Below are 24,163 nucleotides of genomic sequence, written 5' to 3' on the forward strand. Positions count from 1 at the left end.
CCGCCCTGGCCCCGACCCGCGCCGCCATCGCCCGCAGGTTCGGCCTGTCCGCCCCGACCGGGGGTGATGCGGCATGAGCACTCCCAGCCCCCTGCACGACGACTCCACCCGCGCCCGCGCCACATGCCTGCTGGTGATGGCGCTGGCACTCGTCGCCGAAGCGGACCGCATGGCCACCCTGCTGGCGGACCTCTGCGATCTCGATCCGTCTTGCGACGAGATCACAGAGGCCGTCTGGAACAACACCAACGTGGGCGAAGGCATCATGATCCTGCGCGGCGACCTCCCGGTGCGCCCGGACGCAGAGGTGCTGCAATGATCGACCACCTTGCCGACACCTACGCCCGCAGCCAGCGGATCCGGCCCAACTGGCTGGCCTATGGCATCGCCCTCACCTCGGTCAGCATCGCCACCCTGCTGGCCACGCTGATCACCGGCGACCTGCTGCAGCTTCTGGCGCTGACCCATGCCTACGGCACACCCTGTGCCCTGACGGGGTGCTGAGCCATGGCGGATGACATGATTACCCGCACTTCCCCCCAGGCGGGTGGCCTGCAGGCGGGCGCAGAGCCGCTGTTCTACGCGCGCTCCGTGCTCGCCGATCTGGCCCACTTTGACGACGAGACGATCCACCTGGCCTGCGCCTTCCTGATCGGCCACGCCGACACGGACGAGGCGGAAAAACATCGCGCCCGCCGCACCCGGCAGATGTTCCTCGGAAAGCCATCCGCATGACGTCGCCCCTCCGGGTCCTGATCGGCTGCGCGACCAGCTGCGTGGCGCTGGACGCTTTCCTTGCCCGGGGCCACGACGCCTGGCAGTGCGATCTGCTGCCCGCGGACAAGCCGACGAACCGGCACATCCAGGGGGACATCCGCGATGTGATCGGCTGGGGATGGGATCTGCTGATCGTGAGCAACCCGCCCTGCACCCGGCTCTGCAACTCCGGGGTCCGCTGGCTGCACACGCCACCGCCAGACAAGACCGCCGTCGAGATGTGGGCCGAGCTGGACGATGGCGCGGCCCTGTTCAGCGACTGTCTCAATGCCCCCATCGCCCATGTTGCGGTCGAGAACCCCGTCATGCACCGACACGCCCGCGAACGGATCACAGGATGGATCAAGCCGCAGATCGTGCAGCCCTGGTGGTTCGGGGATCCGGCATTCAAGGCAACGGGCCTCTACCTGCGCAACCTGCCCGATCTGTCGGCAACCGGGCGCCTGGAGCCGCCCAGGCCCGGCACGGCAGAACACAAGGCCTGGTCCGCGATCCACCGCGCGCCGCCGGGACCGGACCGCTGGAAGATCCGCAGCAAGACGTTTCCCGGCATGGCCGAGGCCTGGGCAGACCAATGGGGCGGGCATGCCCTCGGACAGGAGATTGCAGCGTGAGGATGATGGAATGACCGACGAGGCAACAATCACCAAACGTCGCATCGAGGCCGCTGTCATTGCCTCTCAGATGAACGCGCGGAACCACGGCGGCGATGACGCCACTGCCGCTGCTGACTTGAAGTGCGCATTTGTCCTGATCTCGGTCAAATCAGGCGCTGACCCTGAGCGGGCCCTCGCGGCGATGTGGGAGAATGCCAAGGCGGCGGTGTCCGGCTTCTGGCCAGATCAGAGGGTGAACTGACATGGCTGACCCCTCCCGCATCCTTCTGTGCCGCACCAAAGGCTGGCGCAAGCCACCAGAGGCCCGCGTGGTCGCGCGCAACACGATCTTCGGCAACCCCTGGGTGGTCGGCGCGGATGGCGCGTACTGCTGGCCGCGTGGCACCCGGGCGGGCTGGCAGTCGTCGCACCGCACCCCGGCAGGCAGGCTGACCGCAGAGCAGGCCGTGGGTGCCTTCGCGGTCTGGATCCATGGTTATCCGGTGCCGGTACGGCTGCGCCCCGACATTCTGCCCCCGACCAGTCGGCGCCGGTGGCGTGACGACATGCAGGCCCGCCGCGCGGCGATCTGGCAGGCGCTCAGTCTGGGCGAACTGCGCGGCCTCGACCTGTGCTGCTGGTGCGCCACAGATGCGACCTGCCATGCCGACGTGCTGCTGGCGCTGGCGGCTGACACGCGGGCGGATCTGAGCCGGTGGATGGATCTGGTCGCGGGGGAGTTCGACTGACATGGGACAGCACCGCACCATTACCGTGACAGTGCCGACCGAGATCGCGCAAACAGCGCGACCATTGGCATATGTATCGGCCGCGACGTTGGCGCAGCTGCTCGACGCCAGCGAAACCACCATCCGGGAATGGACGCGGACCGGCGTCCTGCCCAAACCGATCAAGATCAGCAGCGGCGCGACACGATGGAAGTGGACCGATGTCGAGAATCGGCTCAACACTGGGTCAAACCACGTAGAGGACGATCCAATTTTGAGAGCAAGCCGTGGCCAGAAGTGAATTTCGCTTGGAGCGCTATGTTCAGCGCAAGGTGAAGCGCGGCCGCGAATTCTTCTATTTCCGAGTAGTGCGCAACGGCAATGAACAACGCTTCCCTCTGCCTCACCCTTTTGATTCCGACTATCGCGCCGCGTACAATAGCGCGCACCGTGTAGTCTTCGGCACGATCCCGGGGGAATTCGAAAGCAAGACTAGCATCGCCCGCATGGTGCGCGATCACCGCGACAGTGAACGGTTCCGCAAGCTGCCAAAGGCGTCGACCACCCTGCGCAATCTCGCATGCGATCTTATGCTGGAGCGATGGGGAGAGTTCGAAGCCTCTGCCATCAAACCGGTGCACGTTCAGGCCCTCTACGACTCTCTGGCCGATCGTCCGGCCACCGCGAACCGCCGCCTTGACGACATCAGCGCCGTGTTCGGATGGGGCAAGCCGCGGGGTTTTGTGGACACAAACCCCTGCACCGGCATCGAGCGGGTCCAGAGCGACGTCAGCTACGAACCTTGGCCAGAGGAAAAGCTGCAGCTGCTGATCGATCAGGGCAAGCGCGAGATCGTGAAGGTGGCCCTTGTCGCCGCCTACACAGGCCAGAGACGCGAGGACGTGCTGCGCAAGTTGACGGACAAGGCAATCAAGGACAGCGTCTGGTACCTGGAACAGGGCAAGACCAGGACAAGCGTCCCTGTTCCCCTTCATCCTGTTGTGCTGGCCATTCTCGACATGGAGCGCGCCGCGCGCCGCAAGGCCAGCATCATCGATCCCGGCCGTCCGCTACTGACAAACTCTCGCGGCAACCCATGGACTCCGAGCGGCTTTGGAGCATCGTGGCGGACCGAGCTCATCCGGCTGAAGCTGCGCCCGCACCGTGTGGAGAATCTGCCAGAGGGCGCGTTTCGCGCCACCCTGCACGGGCTTCGCCACACGAACGCAACGAACATAGCAAACGCGGTGGCCAGAAATGCCGAGATCTTTGGGGGAATCGCGCGGGTTCAGGCTATGTTGGGCCACCTCTCAGAAAGCATGTCCAAGCACTATGCCCGCCGTGCGGAGGTCGAGCATTTGAACCACGAAACGCTGCTGCTGTTGCCGGAAATTGGGAACCGGCCCGGCTGGATTGGGAACCAGTCAGAAAATTAGGCTGTAAGTGTTTGATTTTGGTGGGTGATAACGGGCTCGAACCGCTGACATCTTCGGTGTAAACGAAGCGCTCTACCAACTGAGCTAATCACCCGACTGAACGGCTTTTAGAATCCTGCGGCGCGGAGATCAAGGCATCTTGGGCCTGTCAGCCAATAGAATTTTCGCCGTCTTTCTCCAGCCAGCGCCGGGGTCCCGCGCCGGTGCGGCCCAGCGCATCCCCCGGATTGTAGAGCGGGCAGTTTTCCAGGGAAAGGCAGCCGCAGCCCATGCAATGGTCCAGCTGGTCGCGCAGTTTTGCCAGCAGCGCCATGCGCCGGTCGATCTCGTCACGCCAGCGGGTTGACGCGACCGCCCAGTCAGCCTTGCCCACGGCGGCACCGCTGGGCACCTGATCGAGGACAACGCGCACCTCGGCGAGCGGAATGCCAAGAGTCTGCGCCACGCGGATCACCGAAACCCGACGCAATTCGCGGCGATCATACCGGCGATGGTTGGCCGGGGTACGCCAACTGCTGATCAGGCCCTCGGCCTCGTAATAATGCAGGGTCGACACTGCAACCCCGGCGCGCCGGGCCATCTCTCCGACACTCAGATCGGCGGGCAGTATTTTGCGGGCAGGTTTTGACATCGGGCTTGACCTCAAGTTCACTTGAGGTCCGAGAGTAGACAGACTGACCGATTCCTCAAGGAGAATTCCATGTCCGTCCACCATCTCGATTTCCTGTTTCCGTTGCGCCGCCGGCCGCGCCTATGGCAACGCCTCAAACAGTGGTCACGAGCCCGCCGTGACCGCCGTCGTCTGGAACTGCTGCGTCAGACACCGCATCTGGCGCGTGATATCGGAATTCCGCACACGCCAGACACCCGCGGGACGACAGTCGACGATCGGGCATCATGGTAGAAGTTTTCCGGCGCGTGGCGCAGATTTTCGCCTTTGCACCCGGGTGCGGCGGATTGTGCGCAGCCGTTGCCGACGAGGTTGCGTCCATGCAGCACGCAGCGGATATCAGCGTGCTGGCTGCGCAGCCCGGCGACGCCCCGGCCCGGGAATCCCCTTCGGGTCAGGCGCGTGCCAGCTTGGCCTCTCGGGCGGCGCGCAGGCGGGCAAAATCGTCGCCGGCGTGATACGAAGACCGCGTCAGCGGCGTCGCTGACACCATCAGGAACCCCTTGCCCAGCGCCGCCCGTTCGTAGCCCGCAAATTCATCCGGATGCACGAAGCGATCCACGGCATGATGCTTGGGCGTCGGTTGCAGGTACTGGCCGATGGTCAGAAAATCCACGTCCGCGGCACGCATGTCATCCATCACCTGGAGCACTGCTTCGCGGCCCTCGCCGAGACCAACCATGATGCCGGATTTGGTAAAGATCGACGGATCCAGCTCTTTGACCCGCTGCAGCAGGCGCAGCGAATGGAAATAGCGCGCGCCGGGACGGACCGACGGATAAAGCCCGGGCACGGTTTCCAGGTTATGGTTGAACACGTCCGGTCTGGCGGCAACAACCGTTTCCAGAACCGAGGGCGCACATTTCAGGAAATCCGGTGTCAGAATCTCGATCGTGGTGCCCGGCGCCCGGTGGCGCACGGCGCGGATGGTCTGGGCAAAGTGCTCGGCGCCGCCATCGTCCAGATCATCGCGGTCGACGCTGGTGATCACCACGTGGTTCAGCCCGAGCTTCTGCACGGCATCCGCCACGCGACCGGGTTCGAAGGCGTCCAGAGTCTCCGGACGGCCGGTGGCGATGTTGCAGAAGGTGCAGCCCCGGGTACAGATGTCACCCATGATCATCATCGTCGCGTGGCCCTGGCTCCAGCATTCTCCGACGTTCGGGCAGCTCGCTTCTTCGCAGACGGTGACCAGATTGTTTTCTCGCATGATCTTGCGCGTGTCGGCATAGCCCTGCCCGCCGGGTGCGCGCACCCGGATCCAGTCGGGTTTCTTGGGTTGGGCATTGTCGGCGCGATGCGCCTTTTCGGGGTGCCGCTGCTCGGGTATCTTGAGATCTCGCATGTGGTGCCCCCCGCTGTGTCCTGACGCTTGGCCTATAGCATATGTCACGCTGGCAGGCAGTACCAGCATCGCATAGCTGCCATGCAATGCGCGATGTTCTGAAGAAGACAGGAACTGCGGCACCTTAGGTGTCCGGGCGGGCCGCTTGTTGCCGCCCCCTGCCCGGCGGTCGTACCAATTCGCAGGCATTTGGCGGGCACCGGGCCGGTTTACCCGCCGTCACGCTCAGCCGATCAACCCGCCGCCCGCGCCCACCGTCTCGTCGTAATGGCGGCGCAGGCGTTGCAGCGCGATGCGCAATACGATCTTGCCCGACCGGGCCGACCAGCCCATGCGCTTCTCGGCGGTCTCCAGACCCTCGAGGTGGCAGCAGCAACGCACCGCGACATCCGCGAGTCCGGGTCCAAGTTCCGACAGAGCCGCCGAAACCCGGCTGCGGGCCGCTTCCTGCCCGCGTGGCTCGGTGGTTGCACATTGCGGCTTGCCCGGCGCGGCACTCGGAACCCGGTCGCAGGTCTGCGGCCCCGGCTGCCCCATCTGGCTCAGCTCGAAATCCTCGCGCAGCCGCTCACCGGCACTGACCAGCGCATCTTCGAGAAACGGACTGCCGTCCCGGTCGCGGCGGCGGGCCAGAGCGGCCAGCGGGCTGTCACCGACCGCATAGCGCGTGCGCGCCGCGCGCGGGTCCAGCGCCTGGCGCTCCATCGCCTCTTCGGCGGCACGCCCGGTCAACTGTCCGGCAAAGCTGGTTTGCGTCTCGGCAAAGCCACGCAGCCGGCTTTCCTGCTCGGCAATCAGCTGAGACAGGGCCGCCCGCCCGGCCGGCGTGATCCGGTAGCGCGCGATCCGGCCCGGAGTGACGCAGGCGATCCAGTCTTTGAGGGCCATCGCCTGGGCAATCGTGCTGTCCACCACGGCGGTTCTCGTGCTGCCGCCATCCGCCGTATCGCGCACCACGACAGCCTTTTCCATTTCCGCCGCAACCGCAAGGACCGCCCCGGTTTCGCTCAGCCGCCGCAGGATCCGGCGTCCCTCACGTGCCAGGGTCTTCTGGTCGATGTTCGATGGGTTGGAAGAGGAGAGTGCATTCATCTTGGCAGATTCCTTTTCAAGCTGTCCGGCTGTCGGCTGAATGAGATGTTGACCCAAACGGCGCAGCGCAGCGTCAACCAGGGGATCGTCGCGCCGACCTTCCAGTTTGCGCACCTGGCGCAACACCGTCGAGGCATGACAGCCCGCCTGCCTGGCCAGAGCCCGGATCGGCAATCCGGTTTCGATGTGCACCAGGTAATGGCGTGCTGCCTCCGGCACCCACCCCGGCAGGGTCTGTTCAGTGTCACGCTGCGTGCTGCGGATCATGGTCCGGCTTCCTTTGATGCCCGCTGAGATATCCACAGAGATATCCCCAGCTTGGTGTGGAACATTTGACTGTTATCGTTACCCGCTGGTTAACAAATTTACGCTTATGTAAGGATTGTTGCGAATTTCTAAACAGTTGTGAACATTCCGGACGGTGACATTCGGCTTCGCGCAACACCCTCAAAAGTTGTGTCACATTCCAGAGACACGCTTTTTGGGAGAGACGCCATGACCACCGCCCTTCGCTGCCTTGACACGATTCGCCGCCCGCGCCTGCTGATCCGGACCGCCCGGATCGGTGTCGCAGACTATCGGCGGAATGTTCATCTGCACCGGCTGCTGGGCTTGGCGCACCTGCCCCGGAACGAAGCGGCACTGGAACAGCTGATCACCCTGGAACAGGAAATCGACACACAGCGACAGGAATGCGCGGCGAGCTACTCGATCAGCCGCCACATCGAGGTTCTGGTCGCCATGATGGGCGAGGCGCAACTGCTGCGCGCCTCGGCTCCTGTGTCACTGGTGGCGGCGGGTTAGAGAAAGGAATCCTGCATCGACGCCTTCTTGCTCGCAACAAAGGCGTCCAGCGCCTCGGCGATCGCCGGATCGAGCGGCGGTTGCTGATAGGTGTCCAGCTGCCGCTTTACCCGCAGGCTGGCCAGTGCCATGGTATCGCGCGCACCCTCCTCGCTCCAGGTCTCGAAAGGTTTGTAATCAAACACGTCCGAGCGCCAGAACGCGGATTTGAAATTCGCCTGCGTGTGCGCACAGCCCAGATAATGCCCGCCGGGACCAACCTCGGCTATGGCATCCATCGCCTGAGCTTCTTCGTCGATCCGCACGCCACGCGCGAGATGGTGCAGCGTGCCGAGCTGATCGGCATCCATCACGAACTTCTCGTAGGACGAAACCAACCCGCCCTCCATCCAGCCGCAGGCATGCAGCATGAAGTTCACACCGGACAAGAGCCCCATGTTCAGAGAGTTGGACGTCTCGTAGGCGGCCTGCGCATCCGGCAGCTTTGATCCGCAGAACGACCCGGCACTGCGATAGGGCAACCCCATCCGGCGGGCCAGCTGCCCGGCGCCATATGTGATCAGAGAGGCTTCGGGGGTGCCAAAGGTCGGTGCCCCCGAATTCATGTCGATCGACGTCACGAATGCGCCAAAGATCACCGGCGCGCCCGGGCGCACCAGCTGGGAATAGGCGATCCCCGCCAGCACCTCGGCCAGAACCTGCGTCAGCGTGCCCGCGACCGAGACCGGCGCCATGGCGCCCCCCACGATGAAGGGCGAGATGATGCAGGCCTGATTGTTGGCGGCATAGATCTCGAGCGCCCCCATCATCGTGTCGTCGAACGTCATCGGCGAGTTGATGTTGATCAGCGATGTCATCACCGTATTGTCCTGCACGAACTGCTTGCCGAACAGGATCTCGCACATATCAATCGAATCCTGCGCCCGGCTGGGTTCGGTGACCGAGCCCATGAACGGCTTGTCCGACAGGGTCATGTGGGCGTGCAGCATGTCCAGGTGGCGCTTGTTGACCGGCACATCGGTCGGCTCGCAGACCGTGCCGCCGGAATGGTGCAGCCACTTGGACATATATCCCAGCTTCACGAAGTTGCGGAAATCTTCCATCGTGGCATAGCGACGGCCGTTTTCCGCGTCATGTACGAAGGGCGGGCCGTAGACCGGGGCGAGGACAAGATTCTTGCCGCCCACAACCACGTTGCGCTCGGGGTTGCGGGCGTGCTGGGTGTACTGTGCGGGCGCGGTGCTGCACAGCTGGCGCGCCAGCCCGCGCGGAATGCGCACGCGTTCGCCTTCGACTTCGGCACCGGCGTCCTGCCAGCGTTTCAGTGCTGCCGGATTGTTGATGAAGTTGACGCCGATCGTCGCCAGGACCGTCTCGGCGTTGGTTTCGATGACCTCAAGCGCTTCCTCACTCAACACCTCGTAGTTCGGAATGTTGCGTTCGATGTACTTGGCGGTCTCGATGCTTATGGCCGAACGCTCGGCCCTTCGGGCCGCTCCGCCGCCGCCGCGTGTCCGTCTTGCTACTTCGGCCATGTGCCACCCTTTATCCCGTCTGCAGGGACTGCCCCCGCCTATTTTCAAGCGGTTCTAGCCTGACAGGTCGCGCGCCTTTGTGCGGTTTGCGCCACCTCAGGGGAAAAAGCGACACCGGCCGTGAGGTTCAGGCCAGTTGCCAGCCTGTTTGCGGCGGCAGGAACACCTCGATTGCCGCCGAGGCCACAACCGTCACCGCGCTGGTGTCCGGATTGACGAGGTCGAGCCCGCCGTGCACAGCCGTGACCGTCACTGTACCGCGCGGCAGCAACCCGACCAACGAGTCGCAGTCGACCTGGTCCGGTGCCTGCACACCGACCGTCACCTGCACCCGCATGTCCGCGGGCGACACCGCCAACTGCGCGATGATCGGCAGTGACGAATGTCGCAGCGCATCCTCGATCGCGCGGCCCGCCGCCTTGGTATAATCCTGACCGTGCTGATCGTTGCCCGTGCCCATTTCGATGATCATGCGCTGGCTCATGTCGCGCGCTCCATGTCGAACGACACGGACAATGCGGCATTGGCCAGGATGGTCGGGTTGCCGTGGCCTTCGGGACGGGCAATGTCCAGCCCGCCACGCACCACGGTGATGGTCGGCTGTCCATAGGGAAACAGCGCGGCAAGCACGCCGACATCCACTGCTTCGGGCTGTTGCACCCCGATTTGCACGTCAATCAACATGTCTTCCTTGGCGAACCCGAACAGCTCGGCCAGATTGATCGAATTGTGCCACAGCGCATCGCGCACCGCGCGTGCCGCTGCCTCTGTGTAATCGCCCCGGCGCAGGGACGTCCCCATTCCGAACTCGCTCAGCAACCGCATCTGGATTTCCCTCCCAACAGTCTCTTGCCGGATATTGCACTTTTCCCGGCGCCTGCCTATCAGAGCCTATGACCCAGACCCAGCATGACCGCCTTCTCATCATAGACTTCGGATCGCAAGTGACGCAGCTGATCGCGCGCCGCCTGCGGGAACTGAACGTCTATTGCGAAATTCACCCGTTCAACCTGGTGACAGACGCCTTTCTGGACGACTTCGCCCCCAGGGCGGTGATCCTGTCCGGCGGCCCGGCTTCCGTCATCGACGACGGCTCTCCGCGCCCGCCCGCCAAGGTGTTCGATCTCGGTGTGCCGGTGCTGGGCATCTGCTACGGCCAGCAGGTGATGATGCAGATGCTGGGCGGCAAGGTCGAACGCGGCCACGGCACCGCCGAATTCGGGCGTGCCTACGTTACTCCCGGGGACAACCGCATCGACCTGCTCAAGGGGTGGTTCCTGGACAGCCGCGAACAGGTCTGGATGAGCCATGGCGACCACGTTTCGGCCATCGCACCGGGTTTCAAGGTCTATGGCACCTCTCCGAACGCACCTTTCGCGGTCACGGCCGATCTCGAACGCCGCTTCTACGCCGTTCAGTTCCACCCCGAAGTGCACCACACCCCGAACGGCAGGACGCTTTACGAGAACTTCGTGAAAGATGCCGGCTTTACCGGTGACTGGACCATGGGCGCGTATCGGGAAGAGGCGATCCGCAAGATCCGCGAGCAGGTCGGCGACAAGAAGGTGATCTGTGCCCTCTCGGGCGGTGTCGATTCCTCGGTCGCGGCGGTCCTGCTGCACGAGGCGATCGGCGACCAGTTGACCTGTGTCTTTGTCGACCACGGGCTGCTGCGCCTGAACGAGGCGACCGAAGTCGTCACCATGTTCCGCGAACACTACAACCTGCCGCTGATCCATGCCGATGAATCCGAACTTTTCCTCGGCAAGCTCGACGGCGTGAGCGATCCGGAAACCAAGCGCAAGATCATTGGCGGCCTGTTCATCGACGTTTTCCAGAAATACGCCAACACCATCGACGGCGCCGAATTTCTGGCTCAGGGCACCCTGTACCCCGATGTCATCGAATCGGTGTCGTTCTCGGGCGGCCCCAGTGTCACCATCAAGAGCCACCACAATGTTGGCGGCCTGCCCGAAAAGATGGGCCTGAAACTGGTCGAGCCGCTGCGCGAACTGTTCAAGGACGAAGTCCGCGCACTGGGCCACGAACTCGGCCTCCCCGCGAGCTTCATCGGACGCCATCCTTTCCCCGGCCCCGGCCTCGCCATCCGCTGCCCCGGAGAAATCACCCGCGAAAAGCTCGAGATCCTGCGCAAGGCCGATGCGGTCTATATCGACCAGATCCGCAAGCATGGTCTGTATGACGAGATCTGGCAGGCCTTTGTCGCGATCCTTCCGGTGCGGACCGTCGGTGTGATGGGTGACGGGCGCACCTATGATTTTGCCTGCGCCCTGCGTGCGGTGACATCCGTTGACGGCATGACGGCGGATTATTACCCCTTCACGCACGATTTCCTTGGCGAAACCGCCACGCGGCTCATCAACGAGGTCAAGGGCATCAACCGCGTCACCTATGACGTGACCAGCAAGCCTCCGGGCACCATCGAGTGGGAATGATCCACCTGACCGGCACACTGACCTGTGCGCCGCAGGACCGGCAGACGGTGCGCGACGCCTTGCCCGCGCACATCCGCCACACCCGGGCCGAACCTGGCTGCCTCGAATTCGAGGTGGTCGAAACGCGCCCGGGGGTCTTTGCGGTCTCGGAACTGTTTGTCGACCGCGCGGCCTACGAGGTCCACCAGACCCGCACGAAAGCCAGCGACTGGTTCACGGCGACCGTCGGCATGACACGCGACTACACCGTCTCCGAGGTCTGATCCCGGCTTGCCATTCCCGGCCCGGTCTGGGCAGATGCGCAGGTGGAGAAGGAGAGCCCGACATGCGCCGGCACAGACCCCGATGAGCGAGACTTTGCGCGCCTGTCTCTGGATGATCGGAGCCATCGTTTCCTTCACCTCCATGGCTGTGGCCGGCCGGGCCGTCAGCCTTGATCTCGATACGTTCGAGATCATGATGTACCGCAGCCTGATCGGCGTCGCCATCGTCCTGGTGGTGTCGGGACTGGCGCGCACGCAGTCGCAGATCACCACCCGCAGCCTCGGCTGGCACCTGATCCGCAACATCAGCCATTTCACCGGGCAGAACCTGTGGTTCTTTGCCATCACCGCGATCCCGCTGGCCCAGGTTTTCGCGCTGGAATTCACCTCGCCGCTCTGGGTCATGGTGCTCTCGCCGCTGATCCTGGGCGAGCGGCTGACCCGGACCCGGGCCATCTCGGCGCTGTTCGGCTTTGTCGGCATCCTGATCGTTGCCCGCCCCAGCCCCGAAACCCTTGACATCGGCTTGCTGGCGGCCGCGCTGGCCGCGATCGGCTTTGCCGGATCGGCGGTGTTCACCCGCCGCCTGACCCGCACGGAAACCATCACCTGCATCCTGTTCTATCTGACGGTGATGCAGGCGGTCTTTGGCCTGATCTGCGCGGGGTATGACGGCGACATCGCCCTGCCGTCGGCGGCGAACTGGCCGTGGATCGTGCTGATTGCCTGCGCGGGTCTGCTGGCTCATTTCTGCCTGACCACAGCGCTGCGCATCGCACCCGCCACGGTTGTAATGCCGATTGACTTTGTCCGCTTGCCGGTGATCGCAATTCTGGGAATGCTGGTCTATGCCGAACCTCTGGATCCCTATGTCATTCTCGGTGCCGCCGTCATTTTCGCCGCGAATTACTATAATATCCTGCATGAAACACGGCCTGTTACGGGAAAGTTACGTAGCGGCGCATAAGCTTCCCGTGACGTACGGTCAAAGATTGACCGGTTCGAGAACGCCTGTACCCTCTACCTTGAGGAGAGACTTCTAATCAGGGATGAGGAAACAATGAAAAAAATACTGGTCAGCGCCTCGGCGCTTGCCCTTGCCGCTGGATCAGCCTCGGCAGCCGGGCTCGACCGTTCAGGGCAAAGCGTGCTGAGCATCTTCGATGCCGACAACACTGCCACGCTGTCCTTTGGCTATGTGCAGCCATCCGTCACCGGCCGTGACGCGCTGGGCAACAAGTACGATGTCGGCGAAAATTACACACAGACCGGGTTGACCTACACCAACGCCGTCAACAGCCAGTTCAATTATTCGGTGATCCTGGATCAGCCCTATGGGGTCAATGTGGATTACAACGGCAACCCTGCGACCAGCACGCTGGCCGGCACGGGCGCGGATCTGCGTTCCGAGGCGATCAGCTTTGTCGGTCGTTACAAGATCAACGACCGCTTCAGCGTCTTTGGCGGCATCAAGGGCGAACGCGTTTCCGCCGAAGTGGCGCTGAATGGCCAGGCCTATGCCCAGGCGATTTCGACCGCTGCCGTGGCCCGCAGCTTCTCGGGCTCCCTGCCCGCCGGTGCCCCGGCCCTGTCGCCGACGACACTGGGGGCGGCACTTGCCGGCAGCCCCACCGCCGCCGGGACCATCGACACGACCTATGGCGCCGGGACCACGGCTGCCCTGGGGGGCGCGGTCGCCGGACAGATCGGCAGCTACTTTGCCAACGGCGGTTACGACTTCGAGATGGAAGACGACTCCTCTGTCGGCTACGTTGTCGGTGCGGCCTACGAGATCCCCGATATCGCCCTGCGCTTAGCCGCCACCTACAGCTTCGAGATCGACCACAAGGCGGACACCACGGAACGGCTGTACGGCACCACGTTCAAAAGTGATGTCGAATACGTCACACCGCAGTCGCTCAACCTGGATTTCCAGACCGGAATCGCTGCGGGCACTCTGCTCACGGCCAGCTACCGCTGGACTGACTTTTCAGAGGTCGACGTGATCCCGACAACGCTGAACTCGGATCTTGTGAATCTCGAAGATTCGCACCGCTACACCATCGGGCTGGCGCGCCAGTTCAACGATCAGTTCGCCGGCTCGATCTCGTTCATCTACGAGCCTGAAACCGGCGCCAAGACCGTCTCGCCGCTGGGGCCGACCGACGGGCTGATGGGGGTTTCCCTGGGCGGGCGCTATGTGAACGGACCGATGAAGATCTCGGCCGGGATCAACTACTCCAAACTCGGCGATGCCGATGCGGGTGTGGCCGACAGATCGGTCGCCAAGTTCCGCGACAACTCGGCCGTCGGCATTGGATTCAAGGCAGAAATGACGTTCTGAACCGGATAGGATTTGCACCGAAGACCGCCCGGACCAGACAGTCCGGGCGGTTTGCATTTCCGGCAATGTCCGACCGGACAGCATCTGCCCGCCCCTGATCGTTAATGACGCGTTCCTTTCCCTTTCTGAGCATGTTCCGGGTCGCGGACTCACGGCAACCGGGTCTAGAACCGCGATATGATACAGCAAACCGCACTCACCGCCCGGGCCTGGGGCGAACTGGCGCTTCTGGCGCTGATCTGGGGCGGATCCTTTCTTGCCATCCGCACCGCGCTGGACGAAATCGGTCCGCTGACATCGGTATTGCACCGCACCTTCTGGGCCATGTGCGCCCTCTGGGTGGTGATCGCCCTGCGCCGTATCGCCCTGCCCCGGAATCCGCGCCTGTGGGGGGCGTTCCTGGTCATGGGACTGCTGAACAATGTCCTGCCCTTTTCGCTCATGGCCTGGGGCCAGCTGCATATCCCGACCGGGCTGACCTCGATCTTCAATGCGGCGACGGCGATATTCGGCGTTCTGGTCGCGGCACTGGTCTTTGCCGACGAGCGGCTCAGCCCGCGCAAGGCCCTGGGTGTGGCGCTGGGTTTTGCCGGCGTTGCCATCGCCGTCGGCCCCGCCGCGCTGACATCCTTTGACGTGACCTCGCTTGCGCAGCTTGCGGTGCTGGCGGGCACCCTATCCTACGCCTGCGCCGGAGCCTGGGCGCGGCATACACTGCGGGGTCTGCCGCCCGAACTGGCCGCCGCCGGCATGCTGACCGGATCGACCCTGATCATGGCGCCGCTGACCCTGTGGACCGAGGGCGTGCCCAGCTTCGACCTGCACCCTGCCACCTGGCTGGCCATAGGCTATTATGCCGGAATCGCCACAGCCCTGGCTTACCTGTTGTATTACAGGGTGTTGGCGATGGCAGGCAGCGGCAACCTGATGCTGGTGACACTGCTGATTCCCCCGGTTGCGATCACACTGGGTGCGCTGGTGCGCGGCGAGGCATTGTCCGCAGGTGCCTATGGCGGCTTTGTCCTTCTGGCACTGGGGCTCATGGTGCTGGACGGTCGGATCTGGCGCGCCGCCCTGCGTAGGGTTTGACGCCGCTGCCCGCGCTGGATACGTAACGGCGCAACTCCTCCAACCGGAAGGCGCACGAACCATGCTGTACGACTCTGCCGAATCCTGGCTTGCGGCGCCGCGAAAACGTGTGGTGCTTTTCGCAATGTCGGGCCTGGGCAAGACCCATGTCTCCAACATGCTGCGCAGTGACGGCGACTGGTTCCACTATTCCATAGATTACCGCATCGGCACCCGCTACATGGGCGAATACATCGCCGACAACGCCAAACAGCAGGCAATGAAAGTGCCGTTTCTGCGCGACCTGCTGATGAGCGATTCGATCTACATCGGCTCGAATATCACCTTTCACAACCTGGCCGCCGTTTCCGCCTATCTGGGCAAACCGGGCGCGCAGGCCAAGGGCGGTCTGCCGATGGCCACCTACCAGCGCCGTCAGGAACAGTTCGCCCGCGCGGAAAAACAGGCGTTGCTGGACACCGGTTATTTCATCGACCGGGCCGATGCGCTCTATGGCTATCCGCATTTCGTCTGCGACACCGGCGGGTCGATCTGCGAATGGGTGTCACCCGAGGATCCCGCCGATCCGATCCTGTCGGCGCTGTCGCAGCAATGCCTGATGATCTGGATCCGTGGCAGTGAAGCCCATACCGAAGAACTGATCCGCCGCTTTGACCGCGCCCCCAAGCCGATGGCGTATCAGCCCGAATTCCTCCTGCGGGTCTGGACGGAATACCTTGCGCTCAAGGGCTGTGGCGAATCCGAGGTTGATCCCGATGATTTCATCCGCTGGACCTATGCCCAGGCGCTTGCCCACCGGCAGCCGCGCTACGAAGCGATGGCCCGGAACTGGGGCATAACGGTCGAGGCGGCGGATCTAGCCGGGGCCACCACTCCGGCGGCGTTCGAAGCGGTGGTGGCCGCTGCGCTGGCCGCGCGTTAGCAGCCCGCGATCACCGTCGCCACCGCCTCGCGGGCGCCCCGCAGGGGCAGGTCGAACAGCGTTTCCCCTGCGGGGTTGCGCACCACCAGGTGGCTGCCGGACTGCATGGCGGCGATCACCGCGGCATCCGAGGACAAGGCCGCCAGCGCCCGCGTGTCACCGTCCGCCCGGAAGCCGAGCGGGTAGGTCTTGCCGTCGATCACAATGATCAGGTTCTGGCCGTGCAGCGCGCTTTGTCCAATCCCATCCAGTTGCAGAAACATCTCTCCCCCGCGTTTGCAGAAGAATATCACCCGCGCGCCCTCAGCCCGCCCCGGTGCGTCAATCGTGGCATAACCCGTGCCGTTCCCTGATCGCCCGTAACGCCAGGCCCGGCCGGCGTCGCTCAGCCCCGGTCCTGGTGGCAGGGTGCCGACCTCGGCCGTACAGCGCTGCTGCACACATTGCGTGTGGGCCGCGCTGCCCTCGGCGCCCCCGTCGGGCCCGTGCAGGCAGCTCCAGATGCACTGCTGGTCGGCGACCCCGACCTGCGCCGACGCAGCCTGTACAAGGCCCAGAAACACCACCACCGGCACAATAACTCGCATCAAAGGGCTCCGATCCCCGACTCAACCGGTGTCCAGCCTACACCAGTCCCGCCACCTTGCCAGAGAGTGGTGCCCGACCGTTCGCAACAAACCGCCGCCACGCCGTGCCGGACAAGTCGGCTCAGCGCTTGTGATGCCGGCCGCTCTGGCCTATCTCTGCCACGCCCAGCGCCCGCGACGACTGCCAAGGATTGACCGATGCCCATCAAGCTGCCCTCCGACCTGCCCGCCTATGCCGTCTTGTCGCGCGAGGGTGTCATGGTCATGCCCGAGGATGCCGCCAGCCATCAGGATATCCGGCCGTTGCGCATCGGGCTGCTCAATCTCATGCCCAAGAAGATCCAGACCGAGACCCAGTTCGCCCGGCTGATCGGCGCCAATCCGCTCCAGATCGAGCTCAGCCTGATCCGGATGAGCGAACATGAAACCCGCAACACCGCCGCCGAACATATGGAGACGTTCTACCGCCCCTTCACCGAGGTCGAAGCCAGCGGCGAGAAATTTGACGGGCTGATCATCACCGGCGCCCCGATCGAGCGGCTGGAGTACACCGACGTCACCTACTGGGACGAACTCACCCGGGTGTTCGACTGGACCCAAACGCATGTGCATTCGACCTTTGGCGTGTGCTGGGGCGGCATGGCGATGATCAACTACTTCCACAGCGTGCCGAAACACCTGCTGGACGCCAAGGCGTTCGGCTGCGTGCGTCACCAGAACCTTGTGCCCGCCTCACCCTACCTGCGCGGGTTTTCCGACGACATGGTGATCCCGGTCAGCCGCTGGACCGAGCTGCGGCGCGACGAAATCGAATCCGCGGGCCTGCCGGTGCTGATCGACAGCCCCGAGACCGGCCCCTGTCTGGTCGAGGATACCGCGCACCGCGCGCTCTACATTTTCAACCACCTCGAATACGACAGCGACACGCTGAAACAGGAATATGACCGCGACGTCGCGGCCGGCACGACCATCAATGTGCCCGCAAATTATTACCCCGCGGACGACCCGACCCAGCGCCCGCAGAACCGCTGGCGCAGTCATGCGCACCTTCTCTATGGCAACTGGGTCTCCGAGCTCTACCTGACAACTCCGTTTGACATGACGCAGATCGGCAGCGCCAGCACCGACCTGCGCACATAATCCAAAGGTGTTTGCATGAGTGTCCGTTTCCTGTCCGTCCTGACACTTGTGCTGGCGGCGGGATGCTCCGCGCTGGTGGAACGCCGCGCCGATACACGCGAAGCCGAGGCGGTGCGCGAATGGCCACCCGTCGGTCAGTTTGTCGATGTGGGCGGCGGGCGGCGGGTACACGCCCTTGTCACCGGGTCCGGCCCGGATCTGGTGCTGATCCACGGCGCATCCGGCAATCTGCGCGACTTTGCCTTCGATTTCGTCGACCAGGTCAAGGGCCGCTACCGGGTCATCGCGTTCGACCGCCCGGGTCTTGGGTATTCCGACCGCCCCTCGGATGCCTTTGGCGGTGCCTTCAACACTGCGGCCGAAAGCCCCGCGCAGCAGGCCGACATGCTCTGGCAGGCAGCAGAAAAACTGGGGGTCACCCGTCCCATCGTGCTGGGCCACTCCTACGGCGGATCCGTCGCCATGGCCTGGGGGCTGGATCATCCCGCCGCAGCACTGGTGATTGTCGCGGGCGCCACCATGCCCTGGCCCGGTGAGCTTGGCCTGTCCTATACCGTCCTCGGCTCGTCCCTGGGCGGCGCAGTGCTGCCACCGCTGGTGACGGCCTTTGCCGGAGAGGATCGGATCAACAGCGCGGTTGCCGCCATCTTTGCCCCGGATCAGCCGCCTGCGGGCTATCTGCAATACGTCGGTCCCGGCCTGACCCTGCGCCGCGAGTCCCTGCGCGCCAACGGCCGCCAGGTCGACAGCCTGCGGCCGCATGTCGTTGCCATGTCGCAAAGATACCCCGCGATCACAATCCCGGTCGAACTGGTACACGGCGATGCAGACAACACTGTGCCGCTGGACGTGCACTCACGGCGGCTGGATGCGCTGCTGCCCAACAGTACCCTGACCGTGCTGACCGGTGTCGGCCACATGCCGCATCACGCCCGGCCGCAGGCAGTCGTCGCGGCAATCGACCGCGCCGCGCGCAAGGCCGGACTGCGCTAGCAGCCCCGGCGCCAAAACACACGCCCCACATTCCCGGAGTTGCAAGAATCCCCGCCAGAGTCCGAGACGTTTCCTCTCCCACACCGTCCCGCTGCGGGACCTCGGCTTCCACAATTGCGTTAACCGGTTTAACATCCCATATTGCCCGCAAAAGACAGGACAACCCGCATGGATCTTCCCTTTGACGGCGCCATCAGCGCCTTTTTCGCCAAAGACGCCCCGAAAGAGGTGCGCGACGCCATTCAGCGTGCCGAAAAGGAAGATATCCTGAATCCGAACTATCCCTATTCCGAAATCCTGCCGAAAAAGGCCTATGAAAAGGACCTTGAGAAGCTGCAGATCGAACTGGTGAAGATGCAGTCCTGGGCGCGCGAGACCGGCGCCCGCATCGCCATCCTGTTCGAAGGCCGGGACGCCGCCGGCAAGGGCGGCACGATCAAGCGTTTCCGCGAAAACCTCAATCCGCGCGGGGCGCGCACCGTGGCATTGCCCAAACCCTCGGACACCGAGGCGACGCAGTGGTATTTTCAGCGCTACATCCCGCACCTGCCCGCCGGCGGCGAAATCGTGTTCTTTGACCGCTCCTGGTACAACCGTGGCGTCGTCGAACACGTGTTCGAATTCAGCACGCCGGATCAGCGCCAGCATTTTTTTGCCCAGGTGCCGGATCTCGAAAAGATGCTGGTCGAGGACGGCATCCACCTGTTCAAGATCTGGCTCAACGTCGGTCAGGCCGAACAGCTGCGCCGATTTCTCGACCGGGAAAAAGACCCGCTGAAACAGTGGAAACTCAGCTGGATCGACGTCGAGGGACTGAAACGCTGGGATGCCTATTCCGCCGCCATCCCCGAGACGCTGACCCTGACCCACACCCAGTCCGCCCCCTGGACCGTGATCCGCTCGGACGACAAGCGGCGGGCGCGGCTCGAGGCGATCCGCGCGGTTCTGTGCGGGCTGAACTACACCAACAAGGATGCCAAGGCGCTGGGGCAGACAGATGCCAGGATCTGCGGAGGCCCCGAGCTCTGGGATGCCTAAACGCGGCTACCACCACGGCAATCTGGCGCAGGCGCTGGTCGATGCCGCGCTGACCCTGATCGAACAGAAGGGTCCGACCGGCTTCACCCTCTCCGAGGCCGCCAAGCAGGCCGGTGTGACCCCGGCTGCCGTCTACCGGCATTTCTCGGGCCGCGAGGATCTGATCGCCGAAGCGGCGCTGCAGGGCTATGAAATCTTTGCCGACCTGATGCAATATGCTTATGACAGCGGCCAGCCCTCGGCCCTGGCCTCATTCGAGGCGACGGGGAGGGCCTACCTTGCCTTTGCGCGCAAGTACCCCGGCCACTATATCGCGATGTTTGAGAGCGGCGTTTCCGTCAACCATTCGCCCGAGCTTGCCGCGGTGTCGGCCCGGGCGCGCGGCGTGCAGGAACGTGCCGCGGCTGGTCTGAGCCAGCACATCCCGACGGCGAAGCGGCCGCCCGCCGCAATGGTTTCTGCCCATATCTGGGCCCTGAGTCACGGGGTGGTGGAGCTGTATGCGCGCAACTCTCCCGGCACGCAAAGCCCCTATCCGCCCGAGGATCTGCTGGAATCCGGCATCGGGATCTATCTGCGCGGCCTCGGTCTGCTGCCGCCGGACAAATGACCCGGGCCGGACCCGGTTTGTCGGCACCGGTGCCGAAGAACCTTGGGCCCGCATCCGGGATGGCGTAGGGCAGATCGCGGCGCGCAACCACATGCGGCGCGCACAGTATCAAGAGGGTGGAATGCCAGAGAAAACCTTTGTTCTGGGGTTGGGCGCGTCAAAGTCCGGCACCACTTGGATCCAGACATATCTGCACCGGGCCGAGGGCGTGGACATGGGGCGTCTGGGCGAATACCAGGTCTGGGACGCGTTGCATCTGCCGGAAAACAGCCGCTACCGCATTGCCCGTCCCGGACTGGTGCAGCGGCTCGAGGCCGCGCTTGCCGTCCGCGTTGGCCTGCCGGTGAAGGGTCCGGTTTTCCGCTATGGCCTGCAACAGAACCCCGCCCGCTATTTTGAGTATTTCCAGCACCGTCTGGCCCAGCCGGGCATCCGCGTCACCGGCGACATCTCTCCCGGCTATGCCGGGCTGCCTGTGTCCGTATTGCAGATGATCGACTCCACGTTTGCAACCCGGGGCATCGCGGTCAAACCGCTGTTCGTCATGCGCGATCCGATCGAGCGCGCCTGGTCCATCGTCAAGATGCGGCGCCGCAAGGGCCGGAGCGGCGGAGACGGCGACACATCCGCAGAATCCGATTTTCGCGAGGCTGTCCGCGCGGGGTTTGGCGTGAGCTACGAGACTTCACTGCGCAACATCGACGCCGCCTTTGGCCCCGGACGCGCCTATCTGGGTCTGTTCGAGACGATGTTCACCCCCGAGGCCGTGCAGCGCCTCAGCGATTTCGCCGGAATTCACAGCAATCCCGCCGCCAGCCGCCAGCGGGTGAACGATTCCGGCGACCGCTCGGGGGTTGCGCCCGCCCTCGCCCGCGACGTGTTCGACACCTTTGCCGCCGATTACGCCTATTGCCTGGCCCGCTTCCCTGAGGCGCGCACCGCATGGCCGCACGCCCATCTGTCTGGCTGAAACGCAAAAGGGCGGCCCGAAGGCCGCCCTTTGTAACACCGTTCCGAAACGCTTAACGCTTGGAGAACTGGAAGCTCTTGCGGGCCTTGGCACGACCGAACTTCTTCCGCTCGACGACACGGCTGTCACGGGTCAGGAAGCCCGCCGCCTTCAGTGCCGCGCGCAGCGAGGGATCATAGAGTTGCAGTGCCTTGGACACACCGTGCTTGACCGCGCCGGCCTGACCGGACAGTCCGCCACCCTTGACAGTGGCGACAACGTCGAACTGGCCTTCGGTGCCGGAAACGGTGAACGGCTGCTTCAGGATCATCTGCAGCACGGGGCGCGCGAAATAATCGTTGATCGGCTTGCCGTTCACGGTGACCTTGCCGGAGCCCGGCTTGATCCAGACGCGGGCGACCGCGTCCTTGCGCTTGCCGGTGGCATAGGCCCGGCCCAGAGCGTCGCGCTGCGGCTCGCGGGGTTCGGCGATTGCAACCACGGCTTCGACGCCGGCGGCGGTGCCCAGGTCTTCCAGGGAATTGATCTGTTCAGCCATTATTTTGCCACCCGGGTGTTCTTGGAGTTCATCGACTTCACATCCAGCACTTCGGGGCTCTGGGCCTCGTGGGGATGCTCGCCGCCTGCATAGACGCGCAGGTTGGTCATGACGGACCGGCTCAGACGGTTGCCCGGCAGCATGCGCTTGATCGCCTGGACGACAACACGCTCGGGGTGTGCGCCCTCAAGGATCTGCTGCTTGGTGCGCGACTTGATGCCGCCCGGATGTCCGGTGTGCCAGTAAAAGTTTTCCTGGCGTTTGTTGCCGGTCATCTGCACTTTTTCAGCGTTGATGATGATCACGTTGTCGCCCATGTCCATGTGCGGTGTGAACGACGGCTTGTGCTTGCCACGCAGACGCATGGCGACGATCGAAGCGAGACGGCCCAGCACCACGCCTTCGGCGTCGATGATGATCCATTTCTTCTCGATGTCTGCAGGTGTTGCAGAAAAGGTTTTCATATGGGGTTACCCTTGGTTTGACGTGTTCCGGACTCATGCGTGGGGCATGAGGCCCGCGAAATCCGATTGCCGGGTTATACGGGCTGGACACGCACAGTCAAGCGCGTGAAGTCAAATATAATACTGCGTATTCAATGGCTTGAAATTAAGGTATCCAGATACCCCAATCCGGAGCCACTGCGGAACCACATCGGCCACCGCCGCCGCGCCCCGGAACCGGGCTCGCTTTGCCGCCCGCGCCGGAAACCAGCGCGCGCCAGCGGCGCGCCCCGCCGGATCAGGCCCCTCAGACCGCGATCTGCTCGGGCGGGTTTTCCAGCAGCCGCCGCAACCGCTCCATCGCCGCCTCAAAGCTCGCCAGCGTCACCTGCGCATTGATTCCGATGCGTATGGCATGGGGCGCAAAGCCGTCGCGCAGGGCGAACTCGTCCGCCGCGCGCACCTGCACGCCCTGCGCCTCGGCCGCCTGGCAGAACGCACCGGCCCGCCAGCCGGAGGGCAGATGCAGCCACAGGAACGGCATGTCCGCGCGCCAGACCAGATCGTGTGTGCCCAGCACATTCACCGCGGCCCGGATATAGCGCCCGAGCTCTTCGCGCACGCGCGCCATGATCTTCGGCGTTTCGTCCCGGCTCAGAATATCTTCGGTCAGATCCGCGAGAGGTCTCGCCAGCCCGAAAAAGCCGTGCTCGGCCACGCGCCGCAGATCCGCCCGCCGCTCCTGCGGAGCGACGGCGAAACCGATGCGCAGGGCCGGGGTGATGGTCTTGGAGATCGAGGACACGTACCAGCTCTGACCCGGCAGCAAGGCCCGATAGGACAGCTCCCGCGCCTGGCCCACCCGGTAACAATCATCCTCGAGCACCTGCAACCCGGTCCGCCGCGCAACCTCGGCAATGGCCTGCCGCCGCTCCAGTGGGGTGAACAGGCCGGTCGGGTTGTGCATTTCCGGCGAGGTGCACAGCAACTGTGCCTCATGACGGCGCACCAGATCCTCAAGAGCTTCGGGGATGATGCCGAACGCATCCATCGGCACGCCGACCACATCTGCCCGCAACAGCTCTGCCGCGCGGCGGAAACCGACATAGTTCAGCTCTTCAAGCAGAACGACCGGGCGCCGCCCGCGCAGCACCGCCTGCATCACCAGCGATATGCCATTCTGCCCGCCATGGCTCAGCACGATATCTTCCTGGTCCAGCGGCCCCAGCGGCGTGTCCTCCAGCCATCGCACCACCGCACGGCGCGCCGACGCGAACCCGGCGCGGGACGGATAGTTCAGCAGGTCAGCCGCCGGCCGGTCCGCAAGGCGCCGCAGCCCGTCCCGGATCATCGCAACCTGCCCCATATCCGGCAGCTTGGCCGAAAACAGGCTGACCAGATCGGTCTCTTCGGGCGCAGTGTGTTGCTGCCATAAAATGTCCGGCGGCGTTTCAGGGCCTGCGGGACTGGCGACAAACGTCCCGCGCCCGACCTCGGCCCGCAAGACGCCCTCGTCGGTCAGGACAGTATAGGCGCGCGCCACTGTGCCCGGGGTGATCCCCAGCGCCCAGGCCAGTTCGCGCACCGGCGGAAGCCGCTCTTCGACACGCAGCGCGCCGTCCTCCAGCGCCGACCGGATCGCCCCCACGACCGAACGGTACTTTGCCCCCTTGCCGGAGGACTCATAACGATTGAGAATTGTATCCATTACAATCTTTCACTCGACGCCACACAATCGACATTGTATCTCTAAATGCGTAGCAATATCGCTACATTGTGTCAATACA

The 24,163-nt window shown here is 64.1% G+C and carries 30 protein-coding genes and 1 tRNA gene; 20 read left to right on the forward strand and 11 right to left on the reverse strand.

What is annotated here, in order from left to right:
- Positions 1 to 73 precede the first annotated feature (73 nt).
- Genes FOY53_RS02635 through FOY53_RS02670 form a run of 8 tightly spaced genes read left to right on the forward strand, consistent with a single transcriptional unit; the run spans position 74 to position 3,537 of the window.
- The gene (locus tag FOY53_RS02635) at positions 74 to 319 is read left to right on the forward strand and encodes a hypothetical protein (protein WP_146585445.1); all 246 of its coding nucleotides are present in this window, start codon (positions 74 to 76) and stop codon (positions 317 to 319) included.
- Positions 316 to 504, forward strand: coding sequence for a hypothetical protein (locus tag FOY53_RS02640; protein WP_146585447.1), 189 nt, complete (start codon positions 316 to 318; stop codon positions 502 to 504). Before FOY53_RS02635 ends, FOY53_RS02640 begins: the two co-directional genes overlap by 4 nt.
- Before the next feature lie 3 nt (positions 505 to 507).
- The gene (locus tag FOY53_RS02645; protein ID WP_146585449.1) at positions 508 to 735 is read left to right on the forward strand and encodes a hypothetical protein; all 228 of its coding nucleotides are present in this window, start codon (positions 508 to 510) and stop codon (positions 733 to 735) included.
- A complete protein-coding gene (locus FOY53_RS02650) occupies positions 732 to 1,391 on the forward strand; it encodes a hypothetical protein (RefSeq protein WP_146585451.1) in 660 nt (219 codons plus the stop codon). Before FOY53_RS02645 ends, FOY53_RS02650 begins: the two co-directional genes overlap by 4 nt.
- 10 nt (positions 1,392 to 1,401) lie before the next feature.
- Complete coding sequence (locus tag FOY53_RS02655; protein WP_146585453.1) at positions 1,402 to 1,635, forward strand: hypothetical protein; 234 nt, start codon at positions 1,402 to 1,404, stop codon at positions 1,633 to 1,635.
- Between the two features lies 1 nt (position 1,636).
- On the forward strand, positions 1,637 to 2,122 hold the full coding sequence (locus FOY53_RS02660) for a DUF4326 domain-containing protein (RefSeq protein ID WP_146585455.1): 486 nt from the start codon (positions 1,637 to 1,639) through the stop codon (positions 2,120 to 2,122).
- Between the two features lies 1 nt (position 2,123).
- A complete protein-coding gene (locus FOY53_RS23385) occupies positions 2,124 to 2,402 on the forward strand; it encodes a helix-turn-helix transcriptional regulator (RefSeq protein WP_222435212.1) in 279 nt (92 codons plus the stop codon).
- A 7-nt stretch (positions 2,403 to 2,409) separates the two neighbouring features.
- Positions 2,410 to 3,537: a tyrosine-type recombinase/integrase gene (locus tag FOY53_RS02670; RefSeq protein ID WP_146585457.1), complete on the forward strand. Its 1,128-nt coding sequence runs from the start codon at positions 2,410 to 2,412 to the stop codon at positions 3,535 to 3,537.
- Between the two features lie 18 nt (positions 3,538 to 3,555).
- Here FOY53_RS02670 and FOY53_RS02675 read toward each other — a convergent pair.
- From FOY53_RS02675 to FOY53_RS02690, 4 genes are all read right to left on the reverse strand, one after another.
- Positions 3,556 to 3,631 (reverse strand) — tRNA-Val (locus FOY53_RS02675).
- Positions 3,632 to 3,685: 54 nt separating this feature from the next.
- Positions 3,686 to 4,168, reverse strand: a complete 483-nt coding sequence (soxR, locus tag FOY53_RS02680; RefSeq protein ID WP_146585460.1) for a redox-sensitive transcriptional activator SoxR — start codon at positions 4,166 to 4,168, stop codon at positions 3,686 to 3,688.
- Between the two features lie 433 nt (positions 4,169 to 4,601).
- On the reverse strand, positions 4,602 to 5,552 hold the full coding sequence (gene lipA / locus FOY53_RS02685) for a lipoyl synthase (protein WP_146585462.1): 951 nt from the start codon (positions 5,550 to 5,552) through the stop codon (positions 4,602 to 4,604).
- Positions 5,553 to 5,777: 225 nt separating this feature from the next.
- Positions 5,778 to 6,911, reverse strand: a complete 1,134-nt coding sequence (locus tag FOY53_RS02690) for a DUF6456 domain-containing protein (RefSeq protein WP_146585464.1) — start codon at positions 6,909 to 6,911, stop codon at positions 5,778 to 5,780.
- 228 nt (positions 6,912 to 7,139) lie between these two features.
- Between FOY53_RS02690 and FOY53_RS02695 the strand changes: the two genes are divergently transcribed.
- Positions 7,140 to 7,448, forward strand: coding sequence for a DUF6477 family protein (locus tag FOY53_RS02695; RefSeq protein WP_146585466.1), 309 nt, complete (start codon positions 7,140 to 7,142; stop codon positions 7,446 to 7,448).
- Here FOY53_RS02695 and FOY53_RS02700 read toward each other — a convergent pair.
- The 3 genes from FOY53_RS02700 to FOY53_RS02710 form a co-directional block, all read right to left on the reverse strand.
- Positions 7,445 to 8,983, reverse strand: coding sequence for a trimethylamine methyltransferase family protein (locus FOY53_RS02700; RefSeq protein ID WP_146585468.1), 1,539 nt, complete (start codon positions 8,981 to 8,983; stop codon positions 7,445 to 7,447). The genes FOY53_RS02695 and FOY53_RS02700 overlap by 4 nt on opposite strands.
- Before the next feature lie 127 nt (positions 8,984 to 9,110).
- The gene (locus tag FOY53_RS02705; protein ID WP_146585470.1) at positions 9,111 to 9,467 is read right to left on the reverse strand and encodes a Lin0512 family protein; all 357 of its coding nucleotides are present in this window, start codon (positions 9,465 to 9,467) and stop codon (positions 9,111 to 9,113) included.
- Complete coding sequence (locus FOY53_RS02710; protein ID WP_146585472.1) at positions 9,464 to 9,808, reverse strand: Lin0512 family protein; 345 nt, start codon at positions 9,806 to 9,808, stop codon at positions 9,464 to 9,466. The genes FOY53_RS02705 and FOY53_RS02710 overlap by 4 nt, the downstream gene beginning before the upstream one ends.
- Positions 9,809 to 9,876: 68 nt before the next feature.
- On the opposite strand from FOY53_RS02710, the gene guaA reads away from it, so the two are divergent.
- From guaA to FOY53_RS02740, 6 genes are all read left to right on the forward strand, one after another.
- Complete coding sequence (guaA, locus tag FOY53_RS02715) at positions 9,877 to 11,439, forward strand: glutamine-hydrolyzing GMP synthase (protein ID WP_146585474.1); 1,563 nt, start codon at positions 9,877 to 9,879, stop codon at positions 11,437 to 11,439.
- Positions 11,436 to 11,702 carry a putative quinol monooxygenase gene (locus FOY53_RS02720; protein ID WP_146585476.1) on the forward strand — a complete coding sequence of 89 codons (267 nt, stop codon included), beginning with the start codon at positions 11,436 to 11,438 and terminating at the stop codon, positions 11,700 to 11,702. The genes guaA and FOY53_RS02720 overlap by 4 nt, the downstream gene beginning before the upstream one ends.
- A gap of 82 nt (positions 11,703 to 11,784) precedes the next feature.
- Positions 11,785 to 12,669, forward strand: coding sequence for a DMT family transporter (locus tag FOY53_RS02725; protein ID WP_146585479.1), 885 nt, complete (start codon positions 11,785 to 11,787; stop codon positions 12,667 to 12,669).
- Between the two features lie 93 nt (positions 12,670 to 12,762).
- Positions 12,763 to 14,046 (forward strand): outer membrane protein transport protein, encoded by a 1,284-nt coding sequence (locus tag FOY53_RS02730; RefSeq protein WP_146585481.1) that lies wholly within the window; start codon positions 12,763 to 12,765, stop codon positions 14,044 to 14,046.
- Positions 14,047 to 14,223: 177 nt separating this feature from the next.
- The gene (locus tag FOY53_RS02735; protein ID WP_146585483.1) at positions 14,224 to 15,135 is read left to right on the forward strand and encodes a DMT family transporter; all 912 of its coding nucleotides are present in this window, start codon (positions 14,224 to 14,226) and stop codon (positions 15,133 to 15,135) included.
- Positions 15,136 to 15,196: 61 nt separating this feature from the next.
- Complete coding sequence (locus FOY53_RS02740) at positions 15,197 to 16,057, forward strand: ATPase (RefSeq protein ID WP_146585485.1); 861 nt, start codon at positions 15,197 to 15,199, stop codon at positions 16,055 to 16,057.
- On the opposite strand, the gene FOY53_RS02745 is transcribed toward FOY53_RS02740, so the two are convergent.
- Positions 16,054 to 16,644 (reverse strand): hypothetical protein, encoded by a 591-nt coding sequence (locus tag FOY53_RS02745; RefSeq protein WP_146585487.1) that lies wholly within the window; start codon positions 16,642 to 16,644, stop codon positions 16,054 to 16,056. The genes FOY53_RS02740 and FOY53_RS02745 overlap by 4 nt on opposite strands.
- 198 nt (positions 16,645 to 16,842) lie before the next feature.
- Here FOY53_RS02745 and FOY53_RS02750 point away from each other — a divergent pair, with 198 nt between their 5' ends.
- The 5 genes from FOY53_RS02750 to FOY53_RS02770 all read left to right on the forward strand — a co-directional run bounded on the left by FOY53_RS02750 (position 16,843) and on the right by FOY53_RS02770 (position 21,395).
- Positions 16,843 to 17,784 carry a homoserine O-succinyltransferase gene (locus FOY53_RS02750; RefSeq protein WP_146585489.1) on the forward strand — a complete coding sequence of 314 codons (942 nt, stop codon included), beginning with the start codon at positions 16,843 to 16,845 and terminating at the stop codon, positions 17,782 to 17,784.
- A gap of 15 nt (positions 17,785 to 17,799) precedes the next feature.
- Positions 17,800 to 18,777, forward strand: a complete 978-nt coding sequence (locus FOY53_RS02755; RefSeq protein WP_146585491.1) for an alpha/beta fold hydrolase — start codon at positions 17,800 to 17,802, stop codon at positions 18,775 to 18,777.
- A gap of 168 nt (positions 18,778 to 18,945) precedes the next feature.
- Entirely contained in the window at positions 18,946 to 19,815 is an 870-nt protein-coding gene (gene ppk2 / locus FOY53_RS02760; protein WP_146585493.1) for a polyphosphate kinase 2, read from the forward strand.
- The gene (locus FOY53_RS02765) at positions 19,808 to 20,425 is read left to right on the forward strand and encodes a TetR/AcrR family transcriptional regulator (RefSeq protein WP_146585495.1); all 618 of its coding nucleotides are present in this window, start codon (positions 19,808 to 19,810) and stop codon (positions 20,423 to 20,425) included. Before ppk2 ends, FOY53_RS02765 begins: the two co-directional genes overlap by 8 nt.
- A gap of 121 nt (positions 20,426 to 20,546) precedes the next feature.
- On the forward strand, positions 20,547 to 21,395 hold the full coding sequence (locus FOY53_RS02770) for a sulfotransferase family protein (protein ID WP_146585497.1): 849 nt from the start codon (positions 20,547 to 20,549) through the stop codon (positions 21,393 to 21,395).
- Between the two features lie 52 nt (positions 21,396 to 21,447).
- Here the strand turns inward: FOY53_RS02770 and rpsI are convergent, their stop codons facing one another.
- The 3 genes from rpsI to FOY53_RS02785 all read right to left on the reverse strand — a co-directional run bounded on the left by rpsI (position 21,448) and on the right by FOY53_RS02785 (position 24,084).
- Complete coding sequence (gene rpsI / locus FOY53_RS02775; RefSeq protein ID WP_146585499.1) at positions 21,448 to 21,933, reverse strand: 30S ribosomal protein S9; 486 nt, start codon at positions 21,931 to 21,933, stop codon at positions 21,448 to 21,450.
- Positions 21,933 to 22,397: a 50S ribosomal protein L13 gene (gene rplM, locus FOY53_RS02780; protein ID WP_146585501.1), complete on the reverse strand. Its 465-nt coding sequence runs from the start codon at positions 22,395 to 22,397 to the stop codon at positions 21,933 to 21,935. The genes rpsI and rplM overlap by 1 nt, the downstream gene beginning before the upstream one ends.
- A 286-nt stretch (positions 22,398 to 22,683) precedes the next feature.
- Positions 22,684 to 24,084 carry an aminotransferase-like domain-containing protein gene (locus FOY53_RS02785; protein WP_146585503.1) on the reverse strand — a complete coding sequence of 467 codons (1,401 nt, stop codon included), beginning with the start codon at positions 24,082 to 24,084 and terminating at the stop codon, positions 22,684 to 22,686.
- Positions 24,085 to 24,163: the final 79 nt, after the last annotated feature.

It is taken from the genome of Puniceibacterium confluentis (assembly GCF_007923445.1).
GTDB lineage: Bacteria > Pseudomonadota > Alphaproteobacteria > Rhodobacterales > Rhodobacteraceae > Puniceibacterium > Puniceibacterium confluentis.